The organism is Roseibium sp. M-1 (assembly GCF_054515675.1).
Genome location: NZ_CM137257.1, coordinates 1,542,814 through 1,560,892, shown reverse-complemented (window position 1 = coordinate 1,560,892; position 18,079 = coordinate 1,542,814). Strand labels below are relative to the sequence as shown.

The window sequence follows — 18,079 nt, the reverse complement described above, 5'->3', positions numbered from 1 at the left end:
GACCGGGGATGAGTCGCGATCCGCAGCCCGGCGAAATCTATCTGGAATTCAGGCCCGTGGGCCAACAGGTCAAAGTGTCCGCCATCGACGCGGCCACGGGGATCGAGGTTTCGGTTTTTGGACCGACCTCCGCCTCGCAGCAGGATCTCAAGCAGCTGGCCGTGCGCAAGCTCCAGCGGCGCCTTGCCCAGGAGAAAGGCGACGGCGGCAGCCGGTCTGACCCAACCCTTTACTGACCCGGATTCATCCGATTGTAAGGCATCGAATTTTCGATCATCCGGTCGAAAATTCGCAGGTTTTTCGCGTGGCCCAGGCCGGTTTTGCTCCGCAAACACAACAGAGGGGACAATGCGGAACATTGGTGTCGTTTTCCAATCGCGCTGCGTCGGATAGGCCCTTGGTTATGCCCGGGGGCTGTGTTAATTCGTCGCCTCACATTGGCGCGACGGCAAACAATACCCTTGGGAGAGGGCGGCAGTCGGCGCCGTTCATATCCTGCCCAATTACAAGGATGGTGCGATGTCTTTGATGGAAAGTTCCGGTCAGTCCCTGCAGTCCGGTTTCTTCACCCGTAGCCTCGATGAGGTCGATCCGGACATTTTCGGCACCATTCAGAAGGAACTCGGCCGTCAGCAGCACGAGATCGAGCTGATCGCCTCGGAAAACATCGTGTCCCGCGCGGTGCTGGAAGCCCAGGGTTCGATCTTCACCAACAAATATGCCGAAGGCTATCCGGGCAAGCGCTACTACGGCGGCTGCGAATTCGCCGATATCGCCGAAAGCCTTGCCATCGAACGCGCCAAGGAACTCTTTGGTGCCGGTTTTGCCAACGTGCAGCCGAATTCCGGCAGCCAGATGAACCAGGCCGTCTTCCTGGCGCTGCTGCAGCCGGGCGACACCTTCATGGGCCTGGATCTGAATTCGGGCGGTCACCTGACCCACGGGTCCCCGGTCAACATGTCCGGCAAGTGGTTCAACGTGGTCTCCTACGGTGTGCGTGAAGACGATCACCTGCTCGACATGGACGAGGTCGAGCGCCTTGCCAACGAACACAAGCCGAAGCTGATCCTGGCCGGCGGCACCGCCTATTCCCGCGTCTGGGACTGGAAGCGCTTCCGCGAGATCGCCGACAGCATCGGCGCTTACCTCATGGTCGACATGGCCCATATCGCCGGCCTCGTCGCAGGTGGCGTGCACCCGTCTCCGGTGCCGCATGCCCATGTCTGCACCACCACCACCCACAAGTCCCTGCGCGGCCCGCGCGGCGGCATGATCCTCACCAATGACGAGGACATCGCCAAGAAGATCAACTCCGCGGTCTTCCCGGGTCTGCAGGGCGGTCCGCTGATGCACGTGATCGCTGCCAAGGCCGTTGCCTTCAAGGAAGCGCTGACGCCGGACTTCAAGGCCTATGCCCGTGCGGTGACCGAAAACGCCAAGGCGCTCGCCGAAGCCCTGAAGGAACAGGGTCTCGACATCGTCTCCGGTGGCACCGACAACCACCTGATGCTGGTGGACCTGCGTCCGAAGAACGCTACCGGCAAGGTTGCCGAAAAGGCGCTCGGCCGGGCCAACATCACCTGCAACAAGAACGGCATTCCGTTCGATCCGGAAAAGCCCTTCGTCACCTCCGGCATCCGTCTCGGCACTCCGGCGGCAACCACCCGCGGCTTCGGCGTTGCCGAATTCCGCGAAGTCGGCCTCCTGATCACGGAAGTGTTGGACGGTTTGAAGGCCGCAAACAGTGAAGAGGGCAACGCAGCGGTTGAAGCTGCGGTCAAAGCCAAGGTAGAAGCACTGACGGCCCGGTTCCCGATCTACGGGGGCTGACAGGGGCTCGCTCAGGAGCTTTGAGATATGAGATGTCCGTTTTGCGGCGGTGAGGAAACCCAGGTCAAGGATTCCCGCCCGACCGAGGACAACACTGCCATTCGCCGCCGCAGGATCTGCAACACCTGCGGCGGCCGTTTCACGACCTTCGAGCGTGTGCAGCTGCGCGAGCTGATGGTGCTGAAGCGGTCCGGCCGCCGCGTGCCCTTCGACAGGGAAAAGCTGATGCGCTCCGTCCAGATCGCGTTTCGCAAGCGGCCCGTGGATCCGGACAAGATCGAGCGCATGGTCTCCGGCATCGTGCGCCAGCTGGAAAGCTCCGGCGAAACCGAAATCACAGCGGAAACCATCGGCAACCACGTCATGGAAGGCCTGAAGGGCATCGATGACGTCGCCTATGTGCGCTTTGCCTCTGTTTACAAGAATTTCCGCGAGGCCAAGGATTTCGAAGCCCTACTGGACGAACTCAACGGTCCAGACGGCCAGCCGCTCAAGAATTCCTGACCAAAGCCTCCGGTACCAATGACGTCCGTTTCCAATCTTGACATGCGGTTCATGGCCGCCGCCGAACGCCTTGCACGCCGGGGCTTCGGCCGGGTCTGGCCCAACCCATCTGTCGCCGCGCTGATCGTCAGGGACGACGGCGACGGTCCTATCGTGGCCGGCCGGGGCGTCACGTCGCGCCCGGGCATGGCGCATGCGGAGGTCAATGCGCTGGCGCAGGCAGGCGACAGGGCGAGGGGGGCGACTTGCTATGTCACGCTGGAGCCCTGTTCCCACTACGGCCGCACGCCTCCCTGTGCCTTGGCGCTGGTCGAAGCTGGCGTGACGCGCGTGGTCGTCGGTATGCAGGATCCAAATCCAAGGGTTGCCGGCCGGGGCGTCGGTATGCTGCGCGATGCCGGCATCAATGTTGCCGTCGGCCTGCGCGAAGCTGCCATGCAGGCGCTTTACCGGGGTTTCACGCTGCGCCAGCTGAAACAGCGGCCACAGGTGTTCCTGAAGCTGGCGGTCTCAAAGGACGGCTTCATCGGCCGGGAAGGCGAGGGCCAGGTCAGGATCTCCGGCCCGCTCTCCATGCGCAAGGTCCATGGCTTCCGGGCGGAAAATGACGCAATCCTTGTCGGCTCGGGTACGGCGCTTGCCGACGATCCACAGCTGACCTGCCGACTGCCCGGCCTTGAAAGCCGCTCGCCGGTCCGGGTCATCGTCGATCGCTGCGCGCGGCTGCCGCTGGAATCCAAACTCGTGCGGACCTGCGCCGATGTACCGGTCTGGCTTATCTGCGGCAACGATGCCGATGCAGAGAAGATCGAGGTTCTGGCAGCCGCCGGTGTCAATATCATTCGCGTTCCGGCGGATGATGACGGCGTCAGGCCGTCGGTGATCCTGAGCGCGCTGGCAACGCGGGGAATCACGCGGCTGATGGTCGAGGGCGGCTCCCGCATGGCATCGTCTTTCCTGGGCGCCGATCTCGTCGACGACCTCTGCGTCGTCACCGGCGATCTCGTGGTCGGCGCGGGCGGTATACCGGCTTTGCACGGTCTTGAGCTTGCAGATGTGCTCAAAGACCCCAAATTCGAGCGGGTCGACGCCGGCCGGTTCGGCAACGACAGTTTCATTTATCTCAGACGGCGCGGAGCCTGACATGTTCACCGGTATTGTGACCGACCTCGGCGAGATCCTCGCCATCGACGCCATTCCAGCCGGAATGCGGACCCGGATCAGGACCGAATACGACACCGAAAGCTTCGACATCGGTGCCTCCATTTCCTGCGCCGGCGTCTGCCACACGGTGACAGCCAAGGACAACGCCTCCAACGGCAACTGGTTCGAGGTGGAATCGGCTGCCGAGACACTTGCGCTGACAAACGTTTCCGCATGGAAGGTTGGCCAGAAGCTCAATCTGGAACGCTCGCTGACCATGGGAGCCGAGCTTGGCGGCCATCTGGTGCTCGGTCATGTCGACGGCCTGGCGACGGTCACCAAGCGCGAGGACCATCCGGATTCGGTCTATTTCCAGTTCGAAGCGCCCGCGGAAGCGGCTCCCTTCATTGCAAAGAAGGGCTCCGTTGCGCTGGACGGCACGTCGCTGACTGTCAACGAGGTCGACGGATTGCTCTTCTCCGTCTTCCTGATCCCCCACACGCTGGAAGTCACCACCTGGTCGGAGCGGCAGGTCGGCGATAAGATCAACCTGGAAGTGGATATGATGGCCCGCTACGCCGCCCGTCTTGCGGAATTCTCCAAGACCGGGTAGGGGACGTTCCCAACACCTTCTGAAAAAGACTTTGGTTGGACAACCGCATTTACCAGGCAACGTGATTGTTGGCGCTGGTCGGCGGCCGTTTACGAATGAGACTGGACAAACCGGGGCAGACATGGTTCCTGTCGCGGCCTTACATAGGAACGAAAATCCATGAGCGCTGCACCGAAACTGCTGATCATTGAAGCCCGCTTCTACGACGATCTGGCGGATGCCCTCGCCGAAGGCGCGATCAAGACCCTGGAAGCCGCCGGCGCCAGCTACGACCGCATTGCGGTGCCGGGCGTCCTGGAAATTCCGGCCGCCCTCTCCATGGCGCTGACCGCGATGGAAGGCGATGGCACGTTCTATGACGGCTTCGTTCTGCTTGGCGTGGTGATCCGCGGCGAGACGACCCACTATGACATCGTCTCCATTGAATCGAACCGTGTCATCATGGACCTGATTGTCGATGCGGATCTGGCTGTTGGAAATGGTATCCTGACGGTCGAGAACGACGAGCAGGCCTGGGCCCGTGCGAAGGTGGACGACAAGGACAAGGGCGGCGCGGCCGCCAAGGCAGCGCTCGACATGATCGCCCTGCGCGAGCGGCTTGGAGTATAAGAACAATGACCGGAAAGGCCGACCCGGAAAAACCGGCTGGAAAAACTGTGCGACCGGCCAACAAACGCGGCGTGGCACGCCTTGCCGCGGTGCAGGCCCTTTACCAGATGGACGTCGGCGGTGCGCCGCTGATGAATGTCATCAGCGAATTCACCGCCTTCCGCCTCGGCAAGGAAATCGATGGTGCACAATACCGCGAAGCCGATGAGCAGTGGTTCAAGCAGATCGTCTCGGGCGTGGTCGAGGACCAGAAGTTCCTCGATCCCTACATCCACACGGCGCTGACCGAAGACTGGCCGCTGAAGCGGATCGACAGCCTGCTGCGCGCAATCCTGCGCTCCGGCTCCTATGAGCTGCTGCGCCGCAAGGATGTGCCCGCCAAGGTGATCATTTCCGAATATATCGACGTCACCAAGGCCTTCTTCGAGGATGACGAGCCCGGCCTCGTCAACGGTGTCCTCGACCGCCTGGCGCATGAACTGCGCGGATCGGAATTCGACGCCCCCGCGAAGACCAGGGAAGCTGCCAGGAACGACGCCGAGGAAACCTCCGGGGACACGGACGGCGACGCCTGACCATGGCGGCGGATCGGCCAGGCGAATTTGAACTGATCCGGCGGTTTTTTGCCCCCCTGGCAAAGGACCCCGGTAGCCTGGGCCTCACCGACGATGCCGCGGTGCTGACGCCGCGGCCCGGTTTTGACCTCGTTCTGACCAAGGATGTCCTGGCCGCCGGCATTCATTTTTTTGCCGACGACGCTCCGGAGGCGATTGCCGCCAAGGCGCTGCGCGTCAACCTGTCGGATCTCGCCGCCAAGGGCGCGCACCCGCGCGGCTATCTGATGGGATTGGCACTGCCTTCAGACTGGACCGCCGGTTGGCTGGAGCGCTTCTGCAACGGACTGGCCGCCGATCAGGCCGCCTATGACATCCAGCTCCTCGGCGGCGACACGATCCGCTCCGGCAACGGTCTGCAGGTTTCCATCACCGCCATCGGCGAAGTGGCAACCGGCCGTGCCGTTCGCCGCTCCGGAGCCAAAGCCGGTGACCGTCTCTTCGTGACAGGCACGATCGGCGATGCGGCGGCCGGTCTGCAGGCCCGCCTCAAGCCGGATTTCTGCCGCGATCACGACCTGACCGAAGCCGAAGAGCTGCATATCCTCGACCGTTATCTGCTGCCGCGGCCGCGCACGCGGCTTGCTGGCGCAATTGCGGACTTTGCGTCGGCTGCCATGGACGTCTCCGACGGCTTGGTCGCCGATTGCAGCCACATGGCCGCCGCTTCCCTGGTCGATTTCGTCATCGATCTTGACCGGGTACCGCTGTCGGATGCCCTGTCCCACCTGCAAGTGAAGGCGCCGGACGACTTCACCCGCTGCCTCAACGGCGGTGATGACTATGAAATCCTGGCTGCGGTTGCCGAAGACAAAGCCGAAGCTTTCCGCGCAAGTGCCGAAGCCTCGGGGTGCTGCCTCACCGAAATCGGCGTGGCGGCGGCAGGCGAGGGGCATGTGCGCCTCATGGAGGCGGGGCAACTGCTTGACGTCAAGCGCTTCACCGGCTTCCGGCATTTCTGAGCCTGCGTAAGCCGCAATTGCAACGGTCACAGATTTACACTTGAGCTTCCAGTTGCTGTCGGCTTTAAGAGGTCTCCAGGTATGACCTTCGGCACTCGAATCCCCAAGCCGCGCTGGCAGCCGTTTCCCAGAGAAGAGCATATGACCGCCGTAACCCCGGATATCTACGTTGATGACAGCCTGGCCAAGCGCAATGCGCTGTTGCTGGGGCTTGCTCAGGCAATGGGCGGGGCGGCCGCCTCTATCGTCATCGCAACAGCTCCGATTGTGGGCTACCAGATGCTGGAAACCGACAAATCGCTGGCGACACTGCCGGTGTCTGCCATGGTTCTGGGCACTGCTTTCGGAACCATTCCGGCCGGGATGATCATGCGCCGCTACGGCCGCCGCACAGGTTTCATGGGTGCATCCCTGCTCGGCGCCTTGTCAGGCCTTCTGGCAGCCTTCGCCATTTTTCAAGACGAATTCCTGCTTCTGGCACTCGCTTGCTGCCTGAGCGGCTTTGCCGGGGCCTTCGTGCAGCAATACCGTTTTGCGGCCGCGGACACCGCCAGCGACGCCTTCAAGCCGAAGGCGATTTCCTGGGTGCTGGCGGGTGGCGTGCTCGCAGGCGTTGTCGGTCCGCAAACCGTGATCCACACCAAGAGCCTTTTCGAACCGATCCTTTTCGCCGGCACTTATCTTGCCATGTCCGGTCTCGCCCTTGTCGCCTTTGTCTTGCTGGCCTTTATCCGGATACCTAAACCGCCGCGTCTCAGCCATTCCCAGGCCGGGGGACGGCCGCTTCGCCAGATCGTAAGTCAGCGCCGCTTCGTCGTCGCGGCCGCTTGCGGCATCTGTTCCTATGCCTTGATGAGCCTGGTGATGACGGCAACGCCGCTTGCCATGATCGGCTGCGGCCTTTCCTCCGACGACGCGACACTTGGTATCCAGTGGCATGTTCTGGCCATGTTCGGGCCGAGCTTCTTCACCGGCAACCTTATCGCCCGCTTCGGCAAGGAACGGATCGTCTCCATCGGCCTCCTGCTGCTGGCGGGCTGCGCCATCGTCGCTCTTTCCGGCATCGAACTGGCGCATTTCTGGGCCGCGCTGGTGCTGCTGGGACTTGGCTGGAATTTCGGCTTCATCGGCGCAACCGCCATGCTCACGGACACGTACCGGCCGGAGGAGCGCAATCTGGTGCAGGCGGTCAACGACTTCTTGGTCTTCGGCTTCGTGGCGGCGGCGTCCTTTTCCTCCGGTGCGCTGCTCAACACCTACGGCTGGAGCACCGTCAACATCCTCGTCTTCCCGTTTGTGGTTCTCTGCCTCATTCTGCTCGGATGGCTCGTGCTGGCTGAAAGGAAAGCAGATACAACTGCTTAAAGTAGCTGACGATTTCCATTTCGTCAGTGCAGCATGGATACTGCGCCGCACCAAACAATACCGCAACGGAAGTGTTAAATTAAACAATGTGAGAGCTTGACGAAGCGCTCCGCTTTGCTGCTATCGTGTCCTTCCCTCACGTCGGGGAATTGGTGTGAAGGGCCGTCAGGCGGCAAAAAACGACAAGAAAATCAGTCCGCCGCAGTTTTGGGAGGAAGTATGATCGAGCTTGTCGTCATCATTTGTGGCCTCTTGTCCCTTGCCTACGGAGCCTGGGCGATCCAGTCCGTCATGGCAGCGGACGCGGGTAATGCACGCATGCAGGAGATCGCCGGGGCGATCCAGGAAGGGGCCAAAGCCTATCTCAATCGTCAATATACGACCATTGCCATCGTCGGAGCCGTGGTGTTCGTGATCGCCTGGCTGCTCTTGTCCGGAACCGCGGCCATCGGCTTTGCCATTGGGGCCGTCCTCTCGGGTGCCGCCGGTTATATTGGCATGATGGTGTCTGTCCGCGCCAACGTGCGCACCGCCCAGGCGGCCAGCCAAAGCCTCGGGGCAGGGTTGGAAATCGCGTTCAAGGCCGGTGCCGTCACCGGCCTTTTGGTTGCTGGCCTGGCGCTGCTCGGCGTCGCGGTCTACTTCACCATTCTCACCACCATGCTTGGGTATGAACCGACCGACCGCACCGTTATCGATGCCCTGGTCGCCCTCGGCTTCGGCGCTTCGCTCATTTCCATCTTTGCCCGTCTCGGCGGCGGGATCTTCACCAAGGGGGCTGACGTTGGCGGCGATCTCGTCGGCAAGGTCGAAGCCGGTATTCCGGAAGACGATCCGCGCAATCCGGCCACCATCGCCGATAACGTCGGCGACAATGTCGGCGACTGTGCAGGCATGGCGGCCGATCTTTTCGAGACCTATGCGGTGACCGTGGTCGCGACCATGGTGCTGTCGTCGATCTTCTTTGCCGGTAGCCAGGCTATCGAACTGATGCAACTGCCGCTCCTGATCGGCGCAAGCTGTGTTGTGACGTCGATCATCGGCACCTTCTTCGTTAAGCTCGGTAGTAACAACTCCATCATGGGCGCGCTCTACAAGGGCTTCATCGCCACCGCGGTGCTTTCCGCCGTTGCTCTCGCCATTATCATCTTCGGCTGGATCGGCGCGGGAACGGAGTTCACCACCTCGGGCGGGACGACCTTCACCGGCTTCGATCTCTTCGTCTGCGGTGTTGCCGGCCTCATCGTAACGGGACTCATCATCTGGGTGACCGAGTATTACACCGGTACCGAATACCGCCCTGTGCGCTCCATCGCCCAGGCGTCGGTCACCGGCCACGGCACCAACGTGATCCAGGGTCTCGCCGTCTCGCTTGAGGCGACCGCTCTGCCGGCGCTGATCATCATCGCCGGTATCCTTGTGACGCACGCATTCGCTGGTCTGTTTGGCATTGCCATCGCGGTGACGACCATGCTGGCACTGGCAGGCATGGTGGTGGCGCTCGACGCCTTCGGTCCGGTGACGGACAATGCCGGCGGCATCGCTGAAATGGCGGACCTGCCTGCTGAAGTGCGTAGCACGACGGACGCGCTTGACGCGGTCGGCAACACCACCAAGGCAGTGACCAAGGGCTATGCAATCGGTTCGGCCGGACTGGGGGCACTGGTACTGTTCGCGGCCTATACGGAAGATCTCAAATACTTCTCCGCAAATGCGGTGGAAGGATCGATCTTCTATGGCATCGATGTCGGCACGCTCTTCAGCCTGTCCAACCCCTATGTGGTGGCCGGGCTCCTGTTCGGTGGCCTTCTGCCCTACCTCTTCGGCGGCATTTCCATGACCGCTGTCGGCCGGGCAGCCGGTGCCGTGGTGGAGGAAGTCCGTCGCCAGTTCCGGGAAAAGCCGGGTATCATGCAAGGAACGGAACGGCCGGACTATGGCCGTGCGGTGGACATGCTGACCAAAGCCGCGATCAGGGAAATGATCGTCCCCTCGCTGCTGCCGGTGCTGTCGCCGATCGTCGTCTTCTTCTTGGTGCGCGCCGTCGCAACCCCTGCGGACGCGTTTGCGGCCCTTGGCGCCATGCTGCTCGGCGTGATCGTGACCGGCCTCTTCGTGGCAATTTCCATGACCGCCGGCGGTGGCGCCTGGGACAATGCCAAGAAGTCCTTTGAAGACGGCTTCACCGACAAGGACGGCGTCACCCACCAGAAGGGCAGCGAAGCCCACAAGGCTTCGGTGACCGGCGATACGGTCGGCGATCCCTACAAGGATACGGCCGGCCCGGCGGTGAACCCGATGATCAAGATCACCAACATCGTGGCCCTGCTGCTGCTGGCGATCCTGGCTCACTAGATCAGAGGACGCTCAACCGGGATCGGTTGAGCGTCCAAAAGTTGATCGATCTTGAAGTGGTAAAACATCTTACGTGCGTTCTCCTGAACGCACGATGCGTCAGGAGCGAGTGCTCTTGAAATGGAAAGCCCCGGCCGATGGCCGGGGCTTTTTTGTTCCAGGTACGCTTCGGAACCTTAAAGGTTGATGCCCGGATTGGTCGCGCCCCTCAGGATCTGGGTCAGGAAGCCGTAGTCGGCGCCGCCCGTGCGGGTCTTGCGGGTGACGATATCGACGATCTTGCCGTCTTCCAGCGTGTAGTTGCCCATGTCCTGGACATAGCCGTCCTTGTCGAAATAGACCGCCACCACTCGCTGCTCGACGATGTCGGGCGCCAGGAAGGCCGTCGTTGCGGTCTTCTGCGAGATGTAATAATAGGCATCACCTTGCAGGCTGGACGTGGTCGACGGGGTTCCAAGCACCAGTTCGACCTGTTCGCGGCTGGAGCCCACCTGAACCTGGTTGAGCATGTCGGAGGTGATGACGTGCCCGTGCGTATAGGTGGATGTAAAACAGCCTCCGAGCGGTAACGTCGCCAGAAGCGGTATGATTACGGCGCCTGCCTTGAAGGTCATCTAGGAATTCCCGTTTTGCCAGACAGGTCTGGCTGCTTTTGAATTTCGTTGCTTGGCAAAGTCACTATCTCGGGTTAGGGCACAAGGCAACACCTGACTTAAAAGGAGATGCCATGGTCTTCGGCCTGTTCCGCCGCCGCTCCCGCGATGCCGAGCACAAGATCTATTGCGAAATCGTGGCTCAAGCACGGCAGCCGGTGTTCTACACCGATTTTCTTGTACCGGACACGATCGACGGGCGGTTTGACCTGATCGTGGCCCATGCAGTGCTGTATTTCCGCAGAATGCGCGGCGAGGGCAAGGAGGTCGCGGACTTCGCGCAGGAAGTCTTCGACCTGTTCTTCCTCGACATGGATGCCTCCTTGCGGGAGATGGGCGTCAGCGATACGCGCGTGCCGAAGAAGGTGAAAGTCATGGGCGAGGCCTTTTACGGCCGGGCGGACGCCTATATTCCATCGATCGAGGCCGGCAACGTCGAAGACCTTGCCGAGGCGCTCGGGCGGAACATCTATCCGGACGCGTTGGAGCCGGTCGCGCAGGCGCGCCTTGCTCACTATATGCTGGAAGCGGCAAGCCTCCTTGAGGCACAGTCGACAAAGAAGCTGATGACAGCCGGTATCGATTGGCCGGATCCGGAGCGCTTCAAGGACCTGAACGTCTGAGCTTCGGATCTTGTCTGGGAGCCCAAAACAAGAAAACAACGGGAAACAAGAAGAATGGCAACGGAGACCTTTCCCTATACCTACAAGGTGAATGCCAGCCGGGTCGTCGACAAGGACGAAGAGCTTTGCATCGAACCAGGCCCAGCCGAACTGAAGACCATTGCCGCAAGCTTCGGCCTCGACGCGATTTCCAAGCTGACGGCACGGTTCACCCTGAAACCCTACCGCAAGGAAGGGCTGCGGGTCGTCGGTCCGCTGAAGGCTGAGATCACCCAGACCTGCGTCGTGTCGCTGGAGCCTTTCGACAGCCGCCTGGAAATCGAGGTCGACCGCACCTTCGAACCGGCTTCGAGCCGTCCGCGCAAGATTCGCGACCTCAACGATGACGGCGAAATAGAAATCGACCTTGAATCTCTCGACCCGCCCGATGTGATCCTGGACGGGGTCCTCGACCTCGGTGCGGTGATCTGCGAGGAAATGGCCCTGTCGCTGGACCCGTTTCCGCGCCGGCCCGGCGTCGAATTCGAGAGCGCAGAAGACGACGCACTGCCGGAGCCGGAAGAGCCGGAAACGAAACCGTCTCCATTTGCCGCGCTGAAGGCACTCAAGAACCAGCCGGAGAGTTAAGCAGCATGGTAACCAGCATGTGCTTGACTGGTACCGGAAGGCAGTTCGGACAGGTTTTCAACGCCGGATACAGGCGCGGACAGGAAAACGGTTGTCAGTCTTGCCAAAACCGTTATGTTCGCGCCCGTTCTGGACCCTTGCCGGTCCGGCGGATCTTTATCCTGGGTGCCAATCGGTGCCGTTCCTGGTAGCAAAGCGTCAAAAGACCTTCTAGATGGCGAAAACTATTCCGATTTCATTGGATGCCATGGGCGGCGATCATGGGGCCGAGGTTGTTATACCCGGCGCGGAAATCGCGCTCGTGCGCCATCCTGACATCCGTTTTCTGCTGTTCGGCAACGAAAAGGTCGTTCTGCCGCTTCTTGAGAAATATCCCCGGGTCCGGGACGCATCGACCTTTCACCATTGTGACGTTTCCATCGCCATGGACACCAAGCCGAGCCAGGCCCTGCGCCAGGGCCGCTGGCGGTCCTCCATGTGGCGGTCCATCGAGGCGGTGAAGACGGGCGATGCCGCCGTCGCCGTTTCCGCCGGCAACACCGGCGCGCTGATGGCGATGTCGAAATTCTGCCTGCGCACGATGGCCAACATCGAACGCCCGGCCATCGCCGCCATCTGGCCGACGATGCGCGGGGAATCCGTCGTGCTCGATGTCGGTGCCACCATTGGCGCCGACGCCCAGCAATTGATCGACTTCGCCATTCTGGGCGGCGCAATGGCACGGGCACTCTTCGGCGTGCAAAAGCCAAGCGTCGGCCTGCTCAATATCGGCGTGGAAGAGGTCAAGGGTCTGGAAGAAGTGCGCACCGCCGGCAGGCTGTTGCGCGAAACGCCGCTGCGTTCGCTGCACTATGCCGGTTTTGTCGAGGGCGACGATCTGGGCAAGGGGACGGTCGACGTTGTCGTCACCGAAGGTTTTGCCGGCAACATCGCGCTGAAAACGGCGGAAGGAACGGCCAAGCAGATCGGCAGTTATCTGCGGTCTGCCATGAACCGCACCTTCATGTCCAAGATCGGCTATCTCTTCGCCAAGGGCGCCTTTAATCTGCTGCGCGAGAAAATGGACCCGCGCAAGGTCAATGGCGGCGTGTTCCTGGGATTGAACGGCATCGTGATCAAGAGCCATGGCGGGACCGACGCGGAAGGGTATGCCTCCGCAATCGACCTGGCCTATGACATGGTCAAGAACGAACTGACCCACAAGATCGCCCAGGATCTTGTGCATTACCATCGTGGCCGCTTCTCGGAAGCCGCGCCGACTTCGGAAGGTGATTTGTGAGCGTGATCCGTTCAACCGTAACCGGCTGCGGAAGTTTCCTGCCGGAAAAAATCCTGACCAATGACGACCTCTCCAGGATGGTCGATACGTCCGACGAATGGATTGTCCAGCGCACCGGCATCACGCAGCGCCACGTCGCAGCCGAAGGCCAGCTGACTTCCGATCTGGCGCTCGAGGCAGCCAGGCGCGCGCTGGCGAGCGCCGGCCGCGACGCACAGGATATCGACACGATCATCCTGGCGACGGCAACACCCGACAACACCTTCCCGGCGACCGCCGTCACGGTGCAGGCACGGCTTGGCATCCATCACGGCGCTGCCTTTGACATCCATGCGGTCTGCTCCGGCTTCGTCTATGCCCTGACCACGGCCGACGCCTATATCCGGGCGGGCCTTTCCAGGCGCTGCCTCGTCATCGGTGCGGAAACCTTCTCGCGCATTCTCGACTGGACGGACCGGACCACCTGCGTGCTCTTCGGCGACGGTGCCGGCGCCGTGGTCGTCGAGGCATCGGAAGGGGAGGGCACGACTGCGGACCGCGGCGTGCTGACCTCGCATCTGCGCTCCGACGGCCGCCACAAGGAGAAACTCTTCGTCGACGGCGGTCCTTCCTCGACGCAGACCGTTGGCCATCTGCGCATGGAAGGCAAGGAAGTCTTCAAGCACGCCGTTGGCATGATCACCGACGTGATCGAGGATGCCTACAAGGCAACGGGGCTGACCTCCGAGGATCTTGACTGGTTCATTCCGCACCAGGCCAACAAGCGCATCATCGATGCCAGCGCGAAGAAGCTTCAGATCGCGCCGGAAAAGGTTGTCACCACGGTGCATCTGCACGGCAACACCTCTGCCGCCTCCATCCCGCTTGCCCTCGATACAGCGGTAAAAGACGGACGTGTCAAAAAGAACGATCTTTTGATGCTGGAGGCCATGGGCGGCGGATTCACCTGGGGCTCGGTCCTGCTGCGCTGGTGAGGCCGGGCACCGGTCCTTAGACAATTCTCCTCTTGACAGAGAGTTCCGGTTGACCGGCTCGCCGCAAGGCCGTACCGTATGGTCTTGCATCGGAGTTCTCTTGCAAAATCAGCCAGATGATGGCGTCGTCGAGGAGGGGTTATGGGCAACCGGACTATTACCCGTGCGGATCTTTGTGAAGCCGTTTATCAGAAGGTTGGTCTGTCCCGGACCGAGTCTTCCGAATTGGTAGAACGTGTTCTTTCTGAAATTTCCGACTGTCTTGTGACCGGAGAATCGGTAAAATTGTCAAGCTTCGGTTCTTTTGTGGTCCGCTCCAAGGGAGAGCGTATCGGCCGCAACCCGAAGACCGGCGAGGAAGTACCGATTTCACCGCGCCGCGTGATGGTGTTCAAACCATCCAACGTATTGAAGCAGCGGATCAACGATGCGCTGGCAGGACAGGCTAGCAAATAACAAGCAAATAATAAGACCGGATGAGCTCGCAGGAAAAAAGCCCCGACGCCTTTCGTACCATCAGCGAAGTCGCCGAAGACCTGGATTTGCCGCAGCATGTGTTGCGATTCTGGGAGACGCGCTTTTCGCAGATAAAACCGCTGAAACGTGGCGGGGGACGGCGTTACTACCGTCCGGACGACGTCGAGCTTTTGAAGGGCATCCGCCATCTTCTCTACGGCGAAGGCTATACCATCAAGGGTGTACAGCGCATCCTGAAGGAGCAGGGACCCCGGTTCGTCATGCAGATCCGGCACGAGGACCTGTCCGTTCTGCAGGCGGCAGTCGCCGCTGAACCAGCACCGGCAGCACAAGTGGCCGCGCCGGTCGAAAAGTCCGGCAACGGCCGGCACGAGCAACTGCCGCACGGTGTTCTTCCTGACGATCCACCTGAGGCCGCAGCCCATTCACACGGGCATTTCAGCATCCTCGGGCGCTTGCGCGGCGAAAAGCCGGCGCAGGGCGGCGCATCCCATTCCACGGTGACGAAAGAGGACATCCGCCGCCTTCAGGCGACGTTGTTCGAGTTGCTGGAATGCAAGCGCACCCTCGATCAGGCGCGCTGAAGCCGCTTGCCCGGAACACTCAGTCCGTCTTTTTGCCGAACAATTTGCTGAAGAAGCCTTGTTTGCGTCCGGAGCGTATCGCGCTCGGCTGGGGCACCTGGGCCTCCTTCGCAAACCTCCTCAGGTCCTCCATGGAAGGGCGTTTGGAAGAGGGTGCTTCCGGCTGAACTTGCCCCGGGTCCGCATCTGCATCGGGTTCCCGCATCGGACTCGTCGGCTCCGGCTCTATTTCGACGGTTCTTAGGTCGACTTCTCTTCGGGGCGGTGACTTGACGGCTGGCGATTGTTCTTCTGCGACGAAGGCATCGAAATCGGCCTGGTCGGCAGCCGGTGCCTCAGTGGCCGGCTTTTCACTGGCCTTAAGAGCGCTCAGCCGTTCCAGGATGGCGGCGTCGACCGGATCGTTCGGGTTGAGCGCTGTTTCCCCGTCGCTGACGTTTTCTCCGGCCGGATTGTAATCTTTGTCATACCGTTTGTAGACCGTCGTGACTGGTTCTTGGACAATCCCGAAGTCCGGATTGTGTACCACCTTCAGCTCTATTCCCGGCGGATTGCCTTCAGACTTGGGCGGGTGATAGAGCACCAGAATCTTTTCGTTTTCGTCCGCGCCGAAGACATCACCTTCTGGAATAAGCTCGCCGCGCAGTCGGCAGAAGGCGACAAATTCGTACATCTTTTCGGCGAGATAGTTGGGCGGCACCGCCGACGGCTTGAACTCAAGAGTATGGCCGATCAACGTATGTGCTCCGGCTCCGATCAACCCGAAAAGCGGATTGCCGCCATCGGCGGCGGCCTGACCATAAAGATGGGGATGAAGGTAAAGGAGTTCGGGCGCATCGCCGTTTGCAAGGTCGAGGAAGACCTCCGGCTTCATCAGGAAATGGCTTGGGCTCCATAGGACTGCCATCGGCCTGGATTTCTGCACGACGAAATACGTTGCGATACGGGCAAGCGTCAGCGCTGTCTGCGCTTCTTTTGTCGTGCAGAAAGCAGTTATCTCAGGGCCGGCATTTTTGAGGAGGCTTGAAGGCATTGCCTCATGCGGGATCAGGCCTTTTTGCACGGAGATCAGTGTACTGGCCTTGGCTGACTGCACCACCTTTTCTGCCTCCGGAAATTTGCTTCGGAGCGCGAAAGACTGCAGGGCAGGTCCCAGATGGGATTTGTCTTCGAATGGAGATGTCTGGGTGACCAGAATATGGAAGTCGCCGCACAAGACCTGGATGTCCAGGTCGGTTGAAACAGCCTCCAGCACAATGCAGTCAGTCTTCCGCAGTCCAAGTGAAATGGCACTGCGGATCAGGAACTCGATGAGTTGACGGCCGTCGATCGGCTGGTAGTCGCGAAAGATGACCTGGGTGTCGATGCTTGGCAGCGGATGTATCTTCAAGGGAAACCCGAACTGAAACTGTGGACTGGGGGCAGGATACCCCGGCGGCCTGAAAAAGTGATTAGCAAGTCATGGCCGTCCCGGTCGTTTTCCGGATGGGCCGGCCTGACGGCATTCAGTCCAGTCCCATGCAGGACGCATAGAAGCTGGTGGTCGCGGGCCAGTCGGAGAAGATCCCTTTGACGCCGACGTCCCTGGCCAGAACATCCACGATTTCGTAAAGCCTGCCGTCGCCGTCGATGGCCTCGTTGACTGTCTGGAAGTACCAGCCGCCGCCCGAGGAAAGCGGTCCCGAGCGTTCCAGCGACCAGGCAATCAGTTCAAGGCCTGCGTCCTTTGCTGACGTCGCATAGGCGGAGGGCACGACCTTGCCGTCCTCCAGAGCAAGAAGGGCAAAGAGCGGCGGCGCCAGGAAGTTGACGCCCATGGCCTTCAGCTCCGCCATGGAGGGCCTGAAAGTCGACGGGTCGGAAGGAACGAGATCACGGCGCCCGTCTAGATAGACGGCTTGGCGGCCGAAGTCTGGCTCGGTCTCGATCCAGTAGAGGATGTCGTCAAGGCTGAAGGATTGTGGATAGACGTCTTCCGGAGGAATGCCGGCCGCCTTGTACTCGTCGATCAGCTTCTGGGCGTAATCCTGCTGGGTGAAACCGTCATAGGGCATCTCCACAGCCGGTGTTTTCAGTTCCGGTGTGAACTTCACGCCCAGCTCCTTGAAGAGCTGGATGGAGCCTGCATGGGTCATCAGCGTACCGGCACCATAAAGCTCGGTTCGGAAGGAAGCGGTTCCCTTCTGATAGCCTTCCGGTGTGACTGCTGTGTCATCCGCACCATCCATCTTGCCCTGCAGGGACTTGTACTCCGCAAGGGTCAGGTCACTCGTCCGGCACTCCGCGGACGCCTTGTTCCCGTCCTTGGCGGCGGCAAAGCCGGAAGTGCATTTGCCGGCGAGATCCGTCACAAGAATGTTCGTCGTCGTATGCAGGTCGTTCTGGGAATGGCGGCAGACCAGTTCCTTGTCGCTGGTGAAGGTCACATCGCATTCCAGGATACCGGCGCCCATGCGCGCGGCGGCACGGTAACCTTCCTCCGTGTGCTCCGGAAACTGCAGCGGTGCACCCCGGTGGCTGATGGAAAACAGCGTCCGCTTTGACTGCTGGCCGAGGCAGCTCTCCAGTTTCTGCTTCAGCGGGCTCTCCGCCATCTGGTCGACCAGCCAGGCGGGACGGGGGCCGAGGTCGACCGTGTCCGCCTGCGCGCAGAGTGGGGCAGACACCAGGGAAAGGCAAAGGAAGAGGGAACTGAAACGCATGAGGTATCCGCAATCTGGTTGGTCATCGGGAAATGCATCCTGGGCGATTGCCTCGGAGCTCGTAAATAGTGTGCGCAAGATCAGCGGACGCACAACCAGAATCGGTTGAGCGTCCAAAAGCTGATCGATCTTAAAGTGGTAGTGCATCTAAGGTGCGTTCTCCTG

The 18,079-nt window shown here is 61.0% G+C and carries 19 protein-coding genes; 16 read left to right on the top strand and 3 right to left on the bottom strand.

The annotated features are described in order from the left end of the window. Window positions 1-8: 8 nt before the first annotated feature. The 10 genes from ACX3M4_RS07125 to ACX3M4_RS07080 all read left to right on the top strand — a co-directional run bounded on the left by ACX3M4_RS07125 (window position 9) and on the right by ACX3M4_RS07080 (window position 9,995). Window positions 9-236 (top strand): DUF6898 family protein, encoded by a 228-nt coding sequence (locus ACX3M4_RS07125; RefSeq protein ID WP_459357889.1) that lies wholly within the window; start codon window positions 9-11, stop codon window positions 234-236. Between the two features lie 292 nt (window positions 237-528). Continuing rightward, entirely contained in the window at window positions 529-1,830 is a 1,302-nt protein-coding gene (glyA, locus tag ACX3M4_RS07120; RefSeq protein ID WP_459359384.1) for a serine hydroxymethyltransferase, read from the top strand. A 27-nt stretch (window positions 1,831-1,857) separates the two neighbouring features. After that, window positions 1,858-2,334, top strand: coding sequence for a transcriptional regulator NrdR (gene nrdR, locus ACX3M4_RS07115; protein ID WP_459357888.1), 477 nt, complete (start codon window positions 1,858-1,860; stop codon window positions 2,332-2,334). 18 nt (window positions 2,335-2,352) lie between these two features. Then, the gene (ribD, locus tag ACX3M4_RS07110; RefSeq protein WP_459357887.1) at window positions 2,353-3,477 is read left to right on the top strand and encodes a bifunctional diaminohydroxyphosphoribosylaminopyrimidine deaminase/5-amino-6-(5-phosphoribosylamino)uracil reductase RibD; all 1,125 of its coding nucleotides are present in this window, start codon (window positions 2,353-2,355) and stop codon (window positions 3,475-3,477) included. 1 nt (window position 3,478) lies between these two features. Continuing rightward, window positions 3,479-4,090 (top strand): riboflavin synthase, encoded by a 612-nt coding sequence (locus ACX3M4_RS07105; RefSeq protein WP_459357886.1) that lies wholly within the window; start codon window positions 3,479-3,481, stop codon window positions 4,088-4,090. A 159-nt stretch (window positions 4,091-4,249) separates the two neighbouring features. After that, window positions 4,250-4,699 (top strand): 6,7-dimethyl-8-ribityllumazine synthase, encoded by a 450-nt coding sequence (gene ribH, locus ACX3M4_RS07100; RefSeq protein ID WP_459357885.1) that lies wholly within the window; start codon window positions 4,250-4,252, stop codon window positions 4,697-4,699. A gap of 5 nt (window positions 4,700-4,704) precedes the next feature. Continuing rightward, window positions 4,705-5,274, top strand: a complete 570-nt coding sequence (nusB, locus tag ACX3M4_RS07095) for a transcription antitermination factor NusB (RefSeq protein ID WP_459357884.1) — start codon at window positions 4,705-4,707, stop codon at window positions 5,272-5,274. A gap of 2 nt (window positions 5,275-5,276) precedes the next feature. After that, window positions 5,277-6,275 carry a thiamine-phosphate kinase gene (gene thiL / locus ACX3M4_RS07090; protein ID WP_459357883.1) on the top strand — a complete coding sequence of 333 codons (999 nt, stop codon included), beginning with the start codon at window positions 5,277-5,279 and terminating at the stop codon, window positions 6,273-6,275. A 141-nt stretch (window positions 6,276-6,416) separates the two neighbouring features. Continuing rightward, on the top strand, window positions 6,417-7,640 hold the full coding sequence (locus ACX3M4_RS07085) for an MFS transporter (RefSeq protein ID WP_459357882.1): 1,224 nt from the start codon (window positions 6,417-6,419) through the stop codon (window positions 7,638-7,640). 219 nt (window positions 7,641-7,859) lie between these two features. Continuing rightward, window positions 7,860-9,995: a sodium-translocating pyrophosphatase gene (locus tag ACX3M4_RS07080; protein ID WP_459357881.1), complete on the top strand. Its 2,136-nt coding sequence runs from the start codon at window positions 7,860-7,862 to the stop codon at window positions 9,993-9,995. Window positions 9,996-10,171: 176 nt separating this feature from the next. Here the strand turns inward: ACX3M4_RS07080 and ACX3M4_RS07075 are convergent, their stop codons facing one another. Next, on the bottom strand, window positions 10,172-10,609 hold the full coding sequence (locus ACX3M4_RS07075; RefSeq protein ID WP_459357880.1) for an outer membrane protein assembly factor BamE: 438 nt from the start codon (window positions 10,607-10,609) through the stop codon (window positions 10,172-10,174). 113 nt (window positions 10,610-10,722) lie between these two features. Here ACX3M4_RS07075 and ACX3M4_RS07070 point away from each other — a divergent pair, with 113 nt between their 5' ends. From ACX3M4_RS07070 to ACX3M4_RS07045, 6 genes are all read left to right on the top strand, one after another. Then, window positions 10,723-11,271, top strand: a complete 549-nt coding sequence (locus ACX3M4_RS07070; protein WP_459357879.1) for a ubiquinol-cytochrome C chaperone family protein — start codon at window positions 10,723-10,725, stop codon at window positions 11,269-11,271. Window positions 11,272-11,325: 54 nt separating this feature from the next. Then, the gene (locus ACX3M4_RS07065; protein WP_459357878.1) at window positions 11,326-11,898 is read left to right on the top strand and encodes a YceD family protein; all 573 of its coding nucleotides are present in this window, start codon (window positions 11,326-11,328) and stop codon (window positions 11,896-11,898) included. 214 nt (window positions 11,899-12,112) lie between these two features. After that, window positions 12,113-13,177 carry a phosphate acyltransferase PlsX gene (gene plsX / locus ACX3M4_RS07060; protein ID WP_459357877.1) on the top strand — a complete coding sequence of 355 codons (1,065 nt, stop codon included), beginning with the start codon at window positions 12,113-12,115 and terminating at the stop codon, window positions 13,175-13,177. Then, the gene (locus tag ACX3M4_RS07055; RefSeq protein ID WP_459357876.1) at window positions 13,174-14,151 is read left to right on the top strand and encodes a beta-ketoacyl-ACP synthase III; all 978 of its coding nucleotides are present in this window, start codon (window positions 13,174-13,176) and stop codon (window positions 14,149-14,151) included. Before plsX ends, ACX3M4_RS07055 begins: the two co-directional genes overlap by 4 nt. Before the next feature lie 141 nt (window positions 14,152-14,292). After that, window positions 14,293-14,607 carry an integration host factor subunit alpha gene (locus ACX3M4_RS07050; RefSeq protein ID WP_428687443.1) on the top strand — a complete coding sequence of 105 codons (315 nt, stop codon included), beginning with the start codon at window positions 14,293-14,295 and terminating at the stop codon, window positions 14,605-14,607. 20 nt (window positions 14,608-14,627) lie between these two features. Next, window positions 14,628-15,212, top strand: coding sequence for a MerR family transcriptional regulator (locus ACX3M4_RS07045; RefSeq protein ID WP_459357875.1), 585 nt, complete (start codon window positions 14,628-14,630; stop codon window positions 15,210-15,212). 19 nt (window positions 15,213-15,231) lie between these two features. Here the strand turns inward: ACX3M4_RS07045 and ACX3M4_RS07040 are convergent, their stop codons facing one another. Continuing rightward, complete coding sequence (locus ACX3M4_RS07040) at window positions 15,232-16,467, bottom strand: hypothetical protein (protein ID WP_459357874.1); 1,236 nt, start codon at window positions 16,465-16,467, stop codon at window positions 15,232-15,234. Window positions 16,468-16,717: 250 nt separating this feature from the next. Further along, window positions 16,718-17,914 carry a glycerophosphodiester phosphodiesterase family protein gene (locus ACX3M4_RS07035; RefSeq protein WP_459357873.1) on the bottom strand — a complete coding sequence of 399 codons (1,197 nt, stop codon included), beginning with the start codon at window positions 17,912-17,914 and terminating at the stop codon, window positions 16,718-16,720. Window positions 17,915-18,079 lie beyond the last annotated feature (165 nt).

Bases quoted from the DNA above. Each gene is read 5' to 3' on its own strand.
- ACX3M4_RS07125 (WP_459357889.1), top strand. From the start codon at position 9: ATGAGTCGCGATCCGCAGCCCGGCGAAATCTATCTGGAATTCAGGCCC.
- glyA (WP_459359384.1), top strand. From the start codon at position 529: ATGGAAAGTTCCGGTCAGTCCCTGCAGTCCGGTTTCTTCACCCGTAGC.
- nrdR (WP_459357888.1), top strand. From the start codon at position 1,858: ATGAGATGTCCGTTTTGCGGCGGTGAGGAAACCCAGGTCAAGGATTCC.
- ribD (WP_459357887.1), top strand. From the start codon at position 2,353: ATGACGTCCGTTTCCAATCTTGACATGCGGTTCATGGCCGCCGCCGAA.
- ACX3M4_RS07105 (WP_459357886.1), top strand. From the start codon at position 3,479: ATGTTCACCGGTATTGTGACCGACCTCGGCGAGATCCTCGCCATCGAC.
- ribH (WP_459357885.1), top strand. From the start codon at position 4,250: ATGAGCGCTGCACCGAAACTGCTGATCATTGAAGCCCGCTTCTACGAC.
- nusB (WP_459357884.1), top strand. From the start codon at position 4,705: ATGACCGGAAAGGCCGACCCGGAAAAACCGGCTGGAAAAACTGTGCGA.
- thiL (WP_459357883.1), top strand. From the start codon at position 5,277: ATGGCGGCGGATCGGCCAGGCGAATTTGAACTGATCCGGCGGTTTTTT.
- ACX3M4_RS07085 (WP_459357882.1), top strand. From the start codon at position 6,417: ATGACCGCCGTAACCCCGGATATCTACGTTGATGACAGCCTGGCCAAG.
- ACX3M4_RS07080 (WP_459357881.1), top strand. From the start codon at position 7,860: ATGATCGAGCTTGTCGTCATCATTTGTGGCCTCTTGTCCCTTGCCTAC.
- ACX3M4_RS07075 (WP_459357880.1), bottom strand. From the start codon at position 10,609: ATGACCTTCAAGGCAGGCGCCGTAATCATACCGCTTCTGGCGACGTTA.
- ACX3M4_RS07070 (WP_459357879.1), top strand. From the start codon at position 10,723: ATGGTCTTCGGCCTGTTCCGCCGCCGCTCCCGCGATGCCGAGCACAAG.
- ACX3M4_RS07065 (WP_459357878.1), top strand. From the start codon at position 11,326: ATGGCAACGGAGACCTTTCCCTATACCTACAAGGTGAATGCCAGCCGG.
- plsX (WP_459357877.1), top strand. From the start codon at position 12,113: ATGGCGAAAACTATTCCGATTTCATTGGATGCCATGGGCGGCGATCAT.
- ACX3M4_RS07050 (WP_428687443.1), top strand. From the start codon at position 14,293: ATGGGCAACCGGACTATTACCCGTGCGGATCTTTGTGAAGCCGTTTAT.
- ACX3M4_RS07045 (WP_459357875.1), top strand. From the start codon at position 14,628: ATGAGCTCGCAGGAAAAAAGCCCCGACGCCTTTCGTACCATCAGCGAA.
- ACX3M4_RS07035 (WP_459357873.1), bottom strand. From the start codon at position 17,914: ATGCGTTTCAGTTCCCTCTTCCTTTGCCTTTCCCTGGTGTCTGCCCCA.